This window comes from Micromonospora globbae, from assembly GCF_036184225.1.
GTDB classification, from domain to species: domain Bacteria; phylum Actinomycetota; class Actinomycetes; order Mycobacteriales; family Micromonosporaceae; genus Micromonospora; species Micromonospora globbae.
The window spans coordinates 4,371,322-4,385,730 of the sequence record NZ_CP108084.1 but is presented as its reverse complement, the minus strand read 5'-3'; the positions used below and the strand labels follow the sequence as shown (position 1 = coordinate 4,385,730).

Annotated in this window: 15 protein-coding genes and 1 tRNA gene; 9 read left to right on the top strand and 7 right to left on the bottom strand. The window is 74.7% G+C overall.

Features of this window, described 5'->3' with window-relative positions; all coding sequences use genetic code 11:
* Positions 1-6 precede the first annotated feature (6 nt).
* Both mdlC and OG994_RS19605 read right to left on the bottom strand, forming a co-directional pair.
* Positions 7-1,602 (bottom strand): benzoylformate decarboxylase, encoded by a 1,596-nt coding sequence (gene mdlC, locus OG994_RS19610; protein WP_120330064.1) that lies wholly within the window; start codon positions 1,600-1,602, stop codon positions 7-9.
* A 191-nt stretch (positions 1,603-1,793) separates the two neighbouring features.
* On the bottom strand, positions 1,794-2,597 hold the full coding sequence (locus tag OG994_RS19605) for an S-methyl-5'-thioadenosine phosphorylase (RefSeq protein WP_328850559.1): 804 nt from the start codon (positions 2,595-2,597) through the stop codon (positions 1,794-1,796).
* Between the two features lie 159 nt (positions 2,598-2,756).
* On the opposite strand from OG994_RS19605, the gene OG994_RS19600 reads away from it, so the two are divergent.
* Both OG994_RS19600 and OG994_RS19595 read left to right on the top strand, forming a co-directional pair.
* Positions 2,757-3,347, top strand: coding sequence for a YqgE/AlgH family protein (locus tag OG994_RS19600; RefSeq protein WP_328850558.1), 591 nt, complete (start codon positions 2,757-2,759; stop codon positions 3,345-3,347).
* A 112-nt stretch (positions 3,348-3,459) separates the two neighbouring features.
* Positions 3,460-3,532, top strand: a tRNA-Ala gene (locus OG994_RS19595).
* Between the two features lie 63 nt (positions 3,533-3,595).
* Here OG994_RS19595 and OG994_RS19590 read toward each other — a convergent pair.
* Entirely contained in the window at positions 3,596-4,030 is a 435-nt protein-coding gene (locus OG994_RS19590) for a VOC family protein (RefSeq protein ID WP_328850557.1), read from the bottom strand.
* A 95-nt stretch (positions 4,031-4,125) separates the two neighbouring features.
* Here OG994_RS19590 and OG994_RS19585 point away from each other — a divergent pair, with 95 nt between their 5' ends.
* Positions 4,126-4,467, top strand: a complete 342-nt coding sequence (locus OG994_RS19585; protein WP_328850556.1) for a VOC family protein — start codon at positions 4,126-4,128, stop codon at positions 4,465-4,467.
* A 51-nt stretch (positions 4,468-4,518) separates the two neighbouring features.
* Here OG994_RS19585 and OG994_RS19580 read toward each other — a convergent pair whose 3' ends face one another.
* From OG994_RS19580 to mgrA, 4 genes are all read right to left on the bottom strand, one after another.
* Entirely contained in the window at positions 4,519-5,433 is a 915-nt protein-coding gene (locus tag OG994_RS19580) for an alpha/beta fold hydrolase (RefSeq protein WP_328850555.1), read from the bottom strand.
* Positions 5,426-5,896 (bottom strand): hypothetical protein, encoded by a 471-nt coding sequence (locus OG994_RS19575; protein WP_328850554.1) that lies wholly within the window; start codon positions 5,894-5,896, stop codon positions 5,426-5,428. Before OG994_RS19575 ends, OG994_RS19580 begins: the two co-directional genes overlap by 8 nt.
* Positions 5,897-6,008: 112 nt before the next feature.
* Positions 6,009-6,131, bottom strand: coding sequence for a 50S ribosomal protein L36 (locus OG994_RS19570; protein WP_120330058.1), 123 nt, complete (start codon positions 6,129-6,131; stop codon positions 6,009-6,011).
* 69 nt (positions 6,132-6,200) lie between these two features.
* On the bottom strand, positions 6,201-7,196 hold the full coding sequence (gene mgrA, locus OG994_RS19565; RefSeq protein ID WP_328850553.1) for an L-glyceraldehyde 3-phosphate reductase: 996 nt from the start codon (positions 7,194-7,196) through the stop codon (positions 6,201-6,203).
* A 94-nt stretch (positions 7,197-7,290) separates the two neighbouring features.
* Here mgrA and OG994_RS19560 point away from each other — a divergent pair, with 94 nt between their 5' ends.
* From OG994_RS19560 to OG994_RS19535, 6 genes are all read left to right on the top strand, one after another.
* Positions 7,291-7,788, top strand: a complete 498-nt coding sequence (locus tag OG994_RS19560; RefSeq protein ID WP_120330056.1) for a hemerythrin domain-containing protein — start codon at positions 7,291-7,293, stop codon at positions 7,786-7,788.
* A gap of 54 nt (positions 7,789-7,842) precedes the next feature.
* Positions 7,843-9,090, top strand: coding sequence for a sensor histidine kinase (locus OG994_RS19555; RefSeq protein WP_120330055.1), 1,248 nt, complete (start codon positions 7,843-7,845; stop codon positions 9,088-9,090).
* Entirely contained in the window at positions 9,087-9,737 is a 651-nt protein-coding gene (locus OG994_RS19550) for a response regulator transcription factor (protein ID WP_328850552.1), read from the top strand. The genes OG994_RS19555 and OG994_RS19550 overlap by 4 nt, the downstream gene beginning before the upstream one ends.
* Positions 9,738-9,826: 89 nt before the next feature.
* Positions 9,827-10,903, top strand: coding sequence for a hypothetical protein (locus OG994_RS19545; RefSeq protein WP_328850551.1), 1,077 nt, complete (start codon positions 9,827-9,829; stop codon positions 10,901-10,903).
* A gap of 65 nt (positions 10,904-10,968) precedes the next feature.
* Entirely contained in the window at positions 10,969-12,441 is a 1,473-nt protein-coding gene (locus OG994_RS19540; RefSeq protein ID WP_328850550.1) for a sigma 54-interacting transcriptional regulator, read from the top strand.
* Positions 12,442-12,443: 2 nt separating this feature from the next.
* Entirely contained in the window at positions 12,444-14,399 is a 1,956-nt protein-coding gene (locus OG994_RS19535) for a VWA domain-containing protein (protein ID WP_328850549.1), read from the top strand.
* Positions 14,400-14,409: the final 10 nt, after the last annotated feature.

The window sequence follows — 14,409 nt, the reverse complement described above, 5'->3', positions numbered from 1 at the left end:
CGGGCGTCAGATGATGCGGGGCAGGTCGGTGGTGATCGGCACCGGCAGCACCGTGGGGCCGTCACGCCGGAGGCCGGCGGCCAGCGCGTCCTCGAGCTGCTCGGGCGTCTCCACCACGGCGGTGGCGCAGCCGTACCCGGCGGCGACGGCCGTGATGTCCAGCCCAGGCAGGTCGAGGCCCGGCACGCCCGGCGTCTCCTTGAGTTCGGCGAACGCCTTGAGGATCGCGTACTGCTGGTTCACCGGCACCACGACGACCAGCGGCAGCCGCAGCCGCGCGGCGGTCCAGAGCGCCTGCACCGAGTAGTGGAACGACCCGTCGCCGATCACCGCGACGACCGGCCGGTGGCGTCCGGTGTCCCGCTCGGCCAGCGTCACCCCGACCGCCGCCGGCAGCCCGTAGCCCAGGCCGCCGCTGGCCATCGTGAAGTACGACGCCGGCCGGGTGATGCGCAGCTGGCGGCGCAGCGCGGGCAGGTTCGACGGCGTCTCCTGGACGAGCACCCCGTCCTGCGGCCAGAACCGGGCCAACGCGGCGAAGAGCGCGTCCGCGCTGAGCGGGCGCGTGATCTCCGGCGGGGTGGGCGTCGGCCGGGGCTCCGGCGGGCGGCGGTCGGCGGCCGGCACGAGGTCGACCAGTGCGGCGAGGGCCAGCGCCGAGTCGGCGAGCAGGGTGTCACCGACCGGCGCGCGGGCGGCCTCGTCCGGGTCGTCGGTGACGTGCAGGAGCCGCGCGCCGTCGGGCAGGTAGGAGCCCGGCACGTACGGGTAGTAGCGGAAGACCGGCGCGCCGACCACCAGGACGGCGTCGTGCCCGTGCAGCGCCTCGGCGAGCGGGCCGATGGCGAACGGCAGCACGCCCCGGTAGTGCGGGTGGTCCTCGGGGAAGCCGGCCCGCTCCGGTGCCGGCGCCGACCAGGCCGGGGCGGCCAGCCGCTCGGCCAGCGCCGCCGCCAGGGACCAGCCGTCGGCCCGGTCCACGGCCGCGCCGAAGACCAGGGCGGGAGCACGGCTCGCGGCCAGTACCGCCGCGAAGTGCCCCAGCTGTTCCGGGTCGGGCGCGTACCGGGTGGCCACGGAACGCAGCGGGGGAGGCGGGTCCGCCGGCTGCGCCCAGTCGTCCAGGGGCAGCGAGAGGAAGACCGGCCCGGCGGGCGGTTGCACCGCCGTCGCGTACGCCCGCAGCAGCGCGGCCGGGATGTCCTGCGCGCGGACCGGCTCGTAGGCCCACTTCACGTACGGCTGGGTGAGTTCCGCCGCCCGGCGGTTCGTGAGCCGGGGTTCGAGCAGCAGCATCTCCCGGGTCTGCTGGCCGGCGGTGACGATGAGCGGGCTCTTGTTGTGCCAGGCCGTGACGAGGTTGCCCATGCCGTTGCCCGTGCCGGGGGCGGTGTGCAGGTTCACGTGCGCGGGACGGCCGGTGGCCTGGGCGTACCCGTCGGCGATCCCGACCGCGGACGCCTCGTGCAGGGCGAGGACGTAGTGGAAGTCCGCCGGGAACTCCTGCAGGAACGGTTCCTCGGTGGAGCCGGGGTTGCCGAAGACGGTGGTCATGCCGAGGTCGCGCAGCAGGTCGTACGTCGTGTCCCGGACCGTTGCCATCGCCCACCTGCCTCCGTGTCGCGGCGCGTTGCTGCGGCTCGCCGGAGTTGGTCGGGCGCGCCCTCGACCTACCCGAATCTATCGGGATGAGCCAGGCAGTTCGGGCGTTTCCCGACGCTGTGGGATTGATCTCGCCGGTCCGGTGGCGAAGGTCGCCGCGGTGGTCGCCCGGCCGGCGACCGGCGGTGCCGTCAGGGCAGCTCGAAGGGCAGCCGGATGCCGTCCAGCGCGTGCCCGCAGGCGCAGGTCCGCTCGTGGGGGAGCGCCGCGAGCGCGTCCAGCAGGATCGCACGCAGGCGGTCGGTGTTCTCGCCGAAGACCCGGAACACCTCCGCCTGGGTCACCGACTCGCCCTCGGTCAGCCCGGCGTCCAGGTCGGTGACGAGCGCGATCGACGAGTAGCAGAGCGCCAGCTCGCGGGCGAGCACGGCCTCCGGGTGGCCGGTCATGTTGACGACGGTGCCGCCGATCGAGGCGTACCACCGGGACTCGGCGCGGGTGGAGAAGCGCGGCCCCTCGACCACCACCACGGTGCCGCCGTCCACCGGCGCGACCCCTTCACGGGTTGCGGCCGCGAGCAGCGTACGGCGGCCGTCGGGGCAGTACGGGTCGGCGAACGGGACGTGCACGGCGCCCCGGTCGTAGTAGGTCTGCACCCGTCCGCTCGTCCGGTCGACGAGCTGGTCGGGCACGACGAAGGTGCCCGGCCCGAGGTCGGGCCGCAGCCCGCCGACCGCGCACGGGGCGAGCACCTGGCGTACGCCCAGCGAGCGCAGCGCCCAGAGGTTCGCCCGGTAGGGGATCAGGTGTGGCGGGTACCGGTGGTCCCGGCCGTGCCGGGGCAGGAACGCCACCCGCCGGCCGCCCACCTCGGCGATCGTGATCGCGTCCGACGGCGGCCCGTACGGCGTCTCCACCCGGTGCTCGGTGGCCCCGTCGAGGAGCGCGTAGAGACCGGAGCCGCCGATCACCGCGAGTTCGGCCGTAGGGCCCATCGCCGCTCCCTCTCCCGCGCACGATCACCGCCGGTCAGACCTTAGCCACGGCACCGGCCGCACGTTATCGTGCCAGGCATGGCGGTGACAGCGCAGGTGCCGGCCAGCCGACGGAGCGGCGACTTCTGTGTCGCGGCTCACGGGTGACGGGTGTGTGAGATGTACGGAGAGGGCCAGGCGATCGGCGGGCGGGCGATGGAGTCGATGACCGGGAGACTGCTGGTCGCGACTCCTGCGCTGAAGGACCCGAACTTCGACCGTACGGTGGTGCTGCTGGTGGCGCACGAGCCCGGCGGCGCGCTCGGCGTCGTGCTGAACCGGGCCACCGAGGTGCCGGTGGCGGACGTCCTCGGCGACTGGAGCGACCTGGCGCGTCACCCCGCCGTGCTCTTCGAGGGCGGCCCGGTGCAGCCGGACTCGGCGATCTGCCTGGCCCGGATGCGGCACCCGGTGAAGCGGCTCAAAGGCTTCCACCAGGTCTCCGGCGCGGTCGGCACGATCGACCTGTCGGTGGACCCGGAGCGGCTGCGGGAGAGCATCGGCGGCATAAGGGTGTTCGCCGGCTACTCGGGCTGGGGCGCCGGGCAGCTGGAGCAGGAGATCGAGGAGGGCTCCTGGTTCGTGCTCGACGCGCTGCCCGGGGACGCCTTCGTCGACCGTCCCGACGACCTGTGGCCGATGGTGCTGCGCCGGCAGGGCGGGATGATGGCGGCCGTGGCCCACTTCCCGCCGGACGTGGCGCTGAACTGAGCGCCGGACCGGGCCGGCGCAGCAGGCCGGCGTACGGGGACCCCGCGAGATGACCTCGGCGGCCGGCATGTGTATAGTTTCGCCAGTGCCCGGGCGACCGGGACACGCGCAAGGGGCCGTGGCGCAGCTGGTAGCGCACCACACTGGCAGTGTGGGGGTCAGGGGTTCGAGTCCCCTCGGCTCCACCCCGAGCGAAACGCCCTGGTGAGGGACCGAGTCCCCCGCCAGGGCGTTCGTCGTTCCTCGCCTCAGTCGAGGCAGAACTCGTTGCCCTCGACGTCCTGCATCACGAGGCACGACTCGTTCTCGCCGTCGGCGCGCAGCAGCCGTACGCGTGTCGCGCCGAGCGCGACCAGTCGCGCGCACTCGGCCTCGAGTGCGGCCACGCGCTCCTCGCCCACGAGCCCGGTGCCGACCCGTACGTCGAGGTGCACCCGGTTCTTGACGACCTTGCCCTCGGGAACGCGCTGGAAGTACAGCCGCGGCCCCACCCCGGTGGGATCGAGGCAGGCGAACGACGAGCCCCGCTGCTCCGGCGGCTGTGAGCGATGGAAGTCCTCCCAGGTGGCGAAGCCTTCCGGTGCGGGCGGTACGACGTACCCCAGCACCTCGCACCAGAAGCGAGCGACGCGCTCGGGTTCCGCGCAGTCGAAGGTGACCTGGACCTGCCTGACCGATGCCATCGGGCCACCATAGGGGCCGAGTCTGTCGTCGTCTGCCGGGGGGCGGCCGGGCCGGGTTGGCGGGGGGTGTCGGCCCGGGCCCCTAGCATCGGCTCATGACCGTAGATCTGTTCGCCGGCATCCCCGTCCGCGACCACGCCACGGCGGCGGCCTGGTACGAGCGGCTCCTCGGCGCCCCGCCCGCGTTCCGGCCGAACGACGTCGAGGCGGTGTGGGAACTCGCCGAGCACCGGTACGTGTACATCGAGGTGCGTCCCGAGCACGCCGGGCACGGCATGCACACCGTCTTCGTGAGCGACTTCGACGCGCGCATCGCCGAGATCGCCGAGCGTGGCCTGGAGCCGGCCGAGCGCGAGACGTACTCCAACGGCGTCCGCAAGGCGATCTTCCGCGACCCGGACGGCAACGAGATCGGCTTTGGCGGCGCCCCGGCCTGATCGGTTCGGGCCGGGGCGCCGGACCGCGCAGGGCGGTCGGCGCCGGCCGGATCAGGCGGACGGCACCGCGCCGAGGAACTCGGTGACGAGGGTGGCGAGTTCCTCGGGCCGTTCGGCGATCATCGCGTGGCTGGCGCCGGCGAGGTGCCGCACCCGTACGGACGGGTTGTCGAGGGTGGCGAGCCGTTCGGTCGTGGCCCGGCGGTAGGCGGCGTACAGGGCGTGGAACCCCTGCTGTTCGGGCAGGTCCTCGGTGGCGAGGACGAGCAGCAGGGGGCAGCGCGTGTCCCGGTAGGCGGGCATCAGGTCGAGCGACTCCATCGCGTCCCGCAGCTGCGCGGTCAGTTCCGGCCCGGGGCGCAGCCGCCTGCGCCCGTCGTCGGTGGGGACCAGGTTGCGGGTGAAGCCCTCCACCCGCTCCTGCGGGTCGGCACCGTACCGCTGCGCCATCGCCCGCTGGCCGGCCAGCGCCGCGGCGACCTGGTCCGCGTCGAGCGGCTGGGCCAGCGTGGCGGCCATGCCGTCGAAGGCGGCCCGCAGCGCGGCGAGGTCGGCCGCGGCCTGGTCGGGGTCCATCCCGGTGAGCTGGTCGGGGCGGCCGAGCGTCGGGTTTCCGTCGAGGCTGACCGCACCGGGACACTCGGGGTGCCGCTGCGCCCAGAGCGCCGCCAGCATCCCGCCGAGGGAGACCCCGACGACCGCGGGCGGGGCCAGGTGCAGGGCGTCGACGACGCCGGCCAGGTCGTCCAGCACGTCCGCCCAGCGCCACGGGCCGTCGCCGGACCGTCCGTGCCCGCGCAGGTCGACGGCGACGACCCGGAACGCCGGCCGGAGCCGCGCGGCCAGCGTCGCCATCTGGGCGAGGTTGCCGCCCGCGCCGTGCAGGAGCAGCAGCGGCCGTCCGGGTCCGCCGTGGTCCCGGACCGCGATCGGTACCGCTGCCGAGTCGATGATCGTCTCACGCACGCCTGTTCCCCTCCCGTTGCCGAAGCCGGTCGCGTACGGAGGTGGAGAGCACGCCGCCCTCGGGGTGCCGGGCGAGCTTTCCTCGGGTGACCAGGTCGTGGACGCCCTGCCGGGTGATGCCGAGCATGGCGCCGGCCACGGCGTACGACACCGACTCGGCCGTGGGATGGCCGGCTCGTGCCGCGACCACCTGACCGAGCGGGGTGCGCCACCAGTCCAGGGGCGGGTCGAAGGGCCCGTCGCCCGGATAGAGCGTGGAGATCACCCGGATGATCGCTCCGACGGCCGCCCGGTCGTCGCCGCCGACCATCGTGGTGGCCCACGACCGGGCCCGGTCGTGGACGACGGCGCGGAGCGAGTCGACGCCGTCGTGGCCGTCGAGCAGGATCTCGAGCGGGTCGAGCAGGCGGATGTCGATCAACCTGATGAGCTGGTCGACCAGCTCGTCGTGGCGCGGTGGCACGCTGCCCTCCTCCCGTACTTGACGGTCATCGTCAAGTACTTGACATCTGGTGTCAAGTGCAGGGGCAGAGAAATGGCGCCGCCGCTTCCGCGACGGCGCCATCCGCGACGATTCAGCCCTGGCGACCCTTGAAGCGCGGGTTCGTCCGGTTCACCACGACCACCCGGCCGTGGCGGCGGACCACCACCGAACCCGGCTTGTCCTTCAGGGACCGCAGGGAGCTACGTACCTTCATCTCGGACCCTCCTTGGGTCTCGTGGGTTCCGGCTGTCCAACGCCGGGGCCGCCCCCACGATTCCCGCGCTCAGCCCAGGTGGCCGTCGATCTCCGCGAGCTCCTCGGCCGTGAAGTCGAGGTTGTCCAGCGCCGCGATGTTCGCCTCCAACTGCGGAACGCTGCTCGCCCCGATGATCAGGCTGGTCATCCGCGGATCCCGCAGCGCCCAGGCGAGCGCGAGCTGGGCCAGCGACTGGCCCCGCCGCTCGGCGATGGCGCCGAGGGCCCGGATGGTCGCCATCCGCTCCTCGCCGAGGTCGCTCTCGTTGAGGAACACGCTGGTCCGCACCCGGGAGTCGGCCGGGATGCCGCCCAGGTAGCGGTCGGTGAGCAGGCCCTGCGCCAACGGGCTGTACGCGATGCAGCCCGCGCCGACCTGCTCCAGGGTGTCCAGCAGTCCGTCGGCCTCCAGCCACCGGTTCAGCATCGAGTACGACGGCTGGTTGATCAGCAGCGGCGTGCCCAGGTCCCGCAGGATCGCGGCCGCCCGGGCCGTCTGCTCCGCGTCGTAGTTCGAGATGCCCACGTAGAGGGCCTTGCCGGAGCGGACGATGGCGTCCAGCGCGCCCATCGTCTCCTCCAGCGGGGTGTCCGGGTCGAACCGGTGGGAGTAGAAGATGTCGACGTAGTCGAGGCCCATCCGCCGCAGCGACTGGTCGAGGGAGGCGACGAGGTACTTGCGCGAACCCCACTCCCCGTACGGGCCGGGCCACATGAGATAGCCGGCCTTGCTGGAGATGACCAGCTCGTCCCGGTACGGCTTCAGGTCGGTGGCGAGCATCCGGCCGAAGTTCTCTTCGGCACTGCCGGGCGGGGGGCCGTAGTTGTTGGCCAGGTCGAAGTGGGTCACCCCGAGGTCGAACGCGCGGCGGACGATGTCCCGCTGCCGCTCGTACGGGCGGTCCGGGCCGAAGTTGTGCCACAGGCCGAGGGAGATGGCGGGCAGGCGCAGGCCACTGCGTCCGCTGCGCCGGTAGGTCATGGAGTCGTAGCGGTCTTCCGCGGCGAGGTAGGTCACGATCATGAGCCTACGCGCGCCCGTCGGCGGTGCCGGTCGCCGTCACCCGGCCGCGGGCCCGGGAGTTGACCACCACGCCGGCATCCGAGACGGGGGACGTATGGACGACATCACGGCGATGATCATGGACGACCATGCCGCGTTCCGGCGCGGCTTCGCCCGGCTGGACGACGCCCGGGACGAGGACGAACTCCTCGCCATCTGGGAGGCGCTCGCCCTGCACCTGGACATCCACGCCGAGGCCGAGGAGACCATCCTCTACCCGCACCTCGTGCGGCACGGCGACGACGGCGAGGCCGAGACCGTGGACGCGGTCGGCGACCATAACAAGATCCGCGACGCGATCGCGGAGTCGAAGCTGTACCCGGTCGGCACGGACCGGTGGTGGGCGGCGGTCTGGCGGGCCCGCCGGGAGAACAGCGAGCACCTCGCCGAGGAGGAGGACGAGGCGCTGCCCGACTTCCGCCGCCACGCCAGCGCCGAGCTGCGGGCCGAGCTGGGCCACCGCTGGCTGACCTTCTACGGGGAGCACAAGAACGGCCGCAACCTGACGTTCCACGACAAGGACCCCCAGGCGTACGTGCGCGAGCACCGCTGAGATCTCCCCGACGCGGGGGAGTCGCCCTCCCCGCGCCGAGGCGAGAATGGCCCCGTGACCCCCCGAGCCGTCCTCGCCCCGCTGTACGCCGCCAGCACCTGGCGGCGTGGCGTGTTCCTGCTGCTCGGCGGGGTGCTCGTCCTGCCGTACGTGCTGCTCGTGGTGGCGTTCCGGCAGGTCTTCACGGCCCCGGGCGTGCCGTGGGTGCTCGCGCTCGGCCTGCTCGTCGTCGCCGTGCTGGTCGCCGGTGTGCCGCTGCTGCTGGCCGGCAGCCGGGCGCTGGAGATCGCCGCGGCCCGGGCGCTGCTCGGCGTCGACCTGCCCGACCCGGCTCCCGGGCACCGCCCCGACCGGGAGACGCGGCTGCGGGCCGCGCTCTGGATCGCCACGCACCTGGCCGTCGGCGGGCTGGTCGTCCTCGGGCTGCTCATGGCGGTGCCGATGGCGCTGGCCTTCATCGCCCAGCAGTTCGGCGTCGGCGTCGAGCTGCTGCGGGAGGAACGGTTCGGCCCCTTCGACGGGCGGGACACGGGCTGGCTCACGGTCACCGGAGTGGTGATGCTGGTGGGCATCGGCTACGCGGTGGCCGGGCTCGGCGCGCTGGCCGCGTCGATGGCGCCGGTGCTGCTCGGGCCCGCGCAGTCCGAGCGGATCGCCGCGCTGGAGGCCCGGGCCACCCGGCTGGCCGAGCGCAACCGGCTGGCCCGGGAGCTGCACGACTCGGTCGGGCACGCGCTCACCGTGGCCACCCTCCAGGCCGGGGCGGCCCGCGCCGTGCTGGACACCGACCCGGAGTTCGTCCGTCGGGCGCTGGCCGCCATCGAGGAGGCCGGCCGGACCGCCATGGACGAACTGGACCACGTGCTCGGGCTGCTGCGGGAGCCCGAGCAGGGCCGGGCCCCGGCCGCGCCGCAGCGTACGCTCGCCGACCTCGACCGGCTGGTGGCCGACACCCGCGCGGCGGGCCTGGCCGTCGACGCGCGCCGCCGCGGCGACCCGGCCGCGCTGCCCGCCGCCGTCTCCCGCGAGGGCTACCGGATCATCCAGGAGGGGCTGACCAACGCCGCCCGCTACGGCCGGGGGCCGGTGACACTCCGGCTCGACGTCGGGCCGGACGCCCTGGAACTGGAGCTGGTCAACGGGCTGCCACCCGCACCGCGACGCCCCGGCCAGGTCGGAGGCGGCCGGGGCCTGGACGGGATGCGGGAGCGGGTGCTGCTGCTCGGCGGCCAGCTCACCGCCGGGCCCGCCGGCGGGCGTTGGCGCATCGGCGTGCGGCTGCCGTTCCGGGAGGCGCCGTGACCATCGGCGTGCTGATCGTCGACGACGACGAGCTGATCCGGGTCGGGCTGCGGGCCATCATCGATGCCCAGCCCGACCTGCGGGTGCTCGGCGAGGCCGCGGACGGCGCCGAGGTGCCGCCGCTGGTCGCCCGGCTGCGGCCCGCCGTGGTGCTCATGGACGTCCGCATGCCGGGCATCGACGGCATCCAGGCCACCCGGCAGCTCCTGGCGGCCTCCGCCGACCCGCCCCGCGTGCTCGTGGTGACCACGTTCGCCAACGACGAGTACGTCTACGACGCGCTGCGCGCCGGTGCCAGCGGCTTCCTGCTCAAGCGGGCCCGCCCGGCCGAGGTGGTGGAGGCCGTCCGCGTCGTCGCCGCGGGGGAGTCGCTGCTGTTCCCGGCGGCGATCCGCCGGCTCGTCGGTGCGTACGGGGGGCGGGGCGGGGACCGGCTGCGCGCGGCCCGGCTGACCGACCGGGAGGCGGAGGTGCTGCGGCTGATGGCGACCGGACTGTCCAATCCGGAGATCGCCGCGCAGTTGGTGGTGGGCGTGGAGACGGTGAAGACCCACGTCGGCAACGTGCTGGCCAAGCTGGGGGTGCGGGACCGCACCCAGGCCGTGATCGCGGCGTACGAGTCCGGCTTCGTCACCCCGGCCGGCTGACCCGGGCGCTGCCGGATTCCCCCTCGCGAGGGAGCGGGTTCCCCGCGGCACGGGAGGGTTTCCGCATCGCGGCGGCCGAGGCTGAGACCATGACGATGACAGCTGCGCCACCCCGCCCCGCCACCCGCCGGTCCGACCGTCTCGCCCCGCTGGCCGCCGCCTGGCTCGGCCTCTGGGGCGTCCTCGCCCTGCTCGCCACGATCACCGGCGCCGGCTACCCGTTCGGCGCGAACGACCCGCGCGGCGGCGCCACCAGCCTGCTGCGGCTGATCCCCGTCGACGTCGCGCCGCCGCTGTTCGCCGTACTGCTCCTCGGCGCGGCGGTCGCCGCGCTGGCCATGAGCCGGCCGGCGGCCCGCCCCGCCCGCCCGCTGCGGGCGCTGCTCGCCGGCTACGCCGGGACGGTCGCGGTCGTCCTCACCGTGGTCGTCCCGGACGCCCAGGTGCTGGCCCTGCTCGGCTACGCCCCGATGCTGATCATCGGCGCGCCGTTCGGCTGGCCGCCGGTCGACTACGCCGAGGTCTTCACCTGGGCGCTCGCCGTCCGGGTCGCCGCCCTGACCGGCGGGCTGCTGCTCGCCGGCGTGGTGCTGGTGTGGTGGCGCCGCACCGGCGACGCCTGCCTGGCCTGCGGCCGCGGCGACGACGAGCGCGGCTGGACCAGCCCGGCGGCCGCGGCGCGCTGGGGCCGGTGGGCCGCCGGCATCGCCGCCCTCATCCCCCTGGTGTACGCGTCGACCCGGCTCGCGTGGGCGGCCGGCATCGGGCTCGGCCTCTCCGACGACACCCTCACCGAGTTGCAGGACAGCGGGGCCGTCTGGGCCGGGCTGGGCCTCGGCGCGTTCGCCACGGTCGGCGCGGTCCTCACCCTCGGCCTCGTCCAGCGGTGGGGCGAGCGCTTCCCCCGCTGGGTGCCCGGGCTGGGCGGCCGCCCGGTGCCGGTGCGGCTCGCCGTGATCCCGGCCAGCCTCGTGACGGTCGTCGTGACCGCGGCCACCGTCGGACTGCTCGCCGACCCGCAGTTCTGGGCGCTGGGCGGCGACGTGTTCAGCGCGGCCACCGCCCCGATGCTGCTCTGGCCGGTGTGGGGACCGGCGCTGGGCCTCGCCACCTACGCGTACCACCTGCGTCGGCGGGGCGCCTGCCGCCGGTGCGGGCGGGGCTGAGGGTGGTACCGGGGGTACCCGCCAAGCGCGGGCACCCCCGGGCCGTCCCGAGCTAGCGTGGTCGGGTGACTGCGCCCAACCCGGTAATCCCGGTCCCCCCGGCCGACCTGCCTCGTACGCTCGGCGAGCTGCGGGCGGCCGGCCACCGCTACCGCACCGTCAAGCAGGAACTCCGTGACAACCTCGTCGCCCGGATGCGGGCCGGCGCCGACCGGTTCCCCGGCATCGTCGGCTACGAGGACACCGTGCTGCCCGAGGTCGAGCGGGCCCTGCTCGCCGGGCACGACATGGTGCTCCTCGGCGAGCGCGGCCAGGGCAAGACCCGGCTGATCCGCTCCCTGGCCGCCCTGCTCGACGAGTGGACCCCCGTCATCCCCGGCTCGGTGCTCAACGAGCACCCCCTGCACCCGCTCACCCCGGCGTCCCGCGCCCAGGTGGCCGAGGCCGGCGACGACCTGCCGGTCGGCTGGCTGCACCGCTCGATGCGTTACGGCGAGAAGCTCGCCACCCCGGACACCAGCGTCGGCGACCTGATCGGCGACACCGACCCGATCCGCATCGCCGAGGGGCGCACCCTCGGCGACCCGGAGACGATCCACTTCGGCCTCGTGCCGCGTACGAACCGGGGCATCTTCGCCGTCAACGAGCTGCCGGACCTGGCCGAGCGCATCCAGGTGGCGCTGCTCAACGTGCTGGAGGAGCGGGACATCCAGGTCCGTGGCTACCAGCTGCGGCTGCCGCTGGACCTGCTCCTGGTGGCCAGCGCCAACCCGGAGGACTACACGAACCGCGGCCGGATCATCACCCCGCTCAAGGACCGGTTCGGCGCGGAGATCCGTACCCACTACCCCGTCGACCTGGAGCTGGAGCTGGCCCTGATCCGGCAGGAGGCCGACCTGGTCGCCGAGGTGCCGGAGCACGTGCTCGAGGTGCTGGCCCGGTTCGCGCGGGCGGTGCGGGAGTCCCCGTCGGTGGACCCGCGTTCGGGTGTCTCCGCCCGGTTCGCCATCGCCGCCGCCGAGACGGTGGCCGCCGCCGCGCTGCGCCGGGCCGCCCTGCTCGCCGGTGCCGCGCCGTCCGCCGGCGGCGACAGGGATCCCGCGCCCACCGGCGGGACGGCGGTCGCGCGCATCGGGGACGCCGTGTCGGTGACCTCGACGCTGCGGGGCAAGGTGGAGTTCGAGAGCGGCGAGGAGGGGCGTGAGATCGAGGTCCTCGCCCACCTGCTGCGTACGGCGACCGCCGAGACGTTCCGGGCCCGGCTCGCCGGGCTGGACCTCTCCGGCTTCACCGACCTGGTGGCCGAGGGCGCCGTCATCGAGACCGGGGAGCTGGTCGGCGCGGCCGACCTGCTGCGCCAGGTGGGCACCGTGCCGGGGCTCGCGAAGGTGCTGGACCGCCTCGGGATGGGTGACGCGCCCACGCCGGAGGAGGCCGCCGCGGGTGTCGAGTTCGTGCTGGAGGGACTGCACCTCACCCGCCGGCTGGGCAAGGACGTCACCGACTCGGGCCGCACCGTCTACGGCGGCCGGGGCTGAGCGTGGCCGGCAACCGGTTCCGGTACGGGCAGTGGCGCGGCGGGCCCGATCCGCTCGCGCCCCCGTACGACGTACGCGAGGTGGTCGACTCGGTCGGCGCCGAGGTGCTGGCCGGCGGCAGCCTGCGCGAGGCGCTGCGTGACCTGCTGCGCCGCGGCCCCAACGGGCGTGGCGGGCTCGACGAGCTGGCCGCCCGCGCCCGGCGACTGCGCCGGGAGGCGCTGCGCCGCGGCGACCTGGACGGGGCCGTGACCCGGTCCCGAGCCCTGCTCGACCAGGCGCTCGCCGCCGAGCGGGACGAGCTGCGCGGCCGCGACGACGACGCGGCGCGGTTCGCCGAGGCGGTGCTGGACAACCTGCCCCGCTCCACGGCGAAGGCGGTGCAGGAGCTGTCCGGCTACCAGTGGGCCAGCGAGGAGGCCCGCCGGACGTACCAGCGGATCCTCGACGGGCTCCGCGACGACGTGCTCGGGCAGCGCTTCGCCGGGTTGCGGGACGCGGTGCGCGCCAGCGCCGACCCGGCGGCGCAGCAGCGGCTCGCCGAGATGATGCACGACCTCAACGACCTGCTGGCCCGGCACGCCCGGTCGGAGGACACGACCGACGCGTTCGCCGAGTTCATGCGCCGGCACGGGGAGTTCTTCCCGGAGCAGCCGAAGGACGTCGACGAGCTGGTCGACGTGCTCGCGCGGCGGGCCGCGGCGGGCGAGCGGCTCATGCGGTCGCTGTCGGACCGCCAGCGCGAGGAGCTGGCCGGGCTGATGCGGCAGTCGCTCGGCGAGCGGCTGGCCGGGGAGATGAGCCAGCTCGACGCCCACCTGCGCGCGCTGCGCCCCGACCTGTCGTGGGGTCGGGGCGAGCGGGTGCGGGGTGAGCGGCCGCTCGGCTACGGCGAGGCCGCCGGCGCGCTGGAGGAGATCGCCGAGCTGGACGACCTGCTCGACCAGCTCGACCAGGAGCACCCCGGCGCGACGCTGGACGACGTCGACGTGGACGCCGTGGCCCGGACGCTGGGCCGTGACGCCGCCGACGACGTACGCCGGTTGCGCGAGCTGGAGCGGGAGCTGCGCCGGCAGGGGTGGGTGACCCGCGACGCGGAGGGTCTGACCCTGAGCCCGAAGGCCCTGCGCCGGCTCGGCGGTACGGCGCTGCGGCGGGTCTTCGCCGACCTCACGGCCGGGCCGCGGGGCCAGCACGATCTGCGTTCGGCCGGAGCCGCCGGCGAGGTGAGCGGTGCCTCCCGCCCCTGGGAGTACGGCGACGAGCAGCCGCTGGACGTGGTGCGCACACTCACGCGGGCGGTCCGCCGGGCCGGCCCGCGGGTGCCGGTGCAGCTCGCCGTCGAGGACTTCGAGGTCGTGGAGACCGAGCGGCGGGCCTCCGCGGCGGTGGCGCTCTGCGTCGACCTGTCGTACTCGATGATCTCGCAGGGGCGCTGGGGGCCGATGAAGCAGACGGCGCTGGCGCTGTCGCACCTCATGGCGACCCGGTTCCCGCAGGACGCGCTCCAGATCATCGGGTTCGGCCGGCAGGCGATGCCGCTGACCCAGCAGGAGCTGGCCGCGGTGGACCCGGACATGGAGCAGGGCACCAACCTCCAGCACGCCCTGCGGCTGGCGGGGCGGCACCTGCGCCGGCACCCGGACTCCGAGCCGGTGGTGCTGGTGGTCACCGACGGGGAGCCGACCGCGCACCTCGACCCGGACGACGGTGAGGCGTACTTCCACTGGCCGCCGCTGCCGGAGACGATCGAGGCGACCATCCGTGAGGTGGACCGGCTGGCCCGGTACGGGGCCACGCTGAACCTGTTCATGCTCGGCGACGACCCCGGGCTGCGGCGCTTCGTCGACGCGGTGGCCCGCCGCTCGAAGGGCCGCATGTTCACTCCGGACCCCGACGACCTCGGCGAGTACGTCGTCTCCGACTACCTGCGCTCCCGCCAGTCGCGCCGCCGCTGACCCTGCGTCG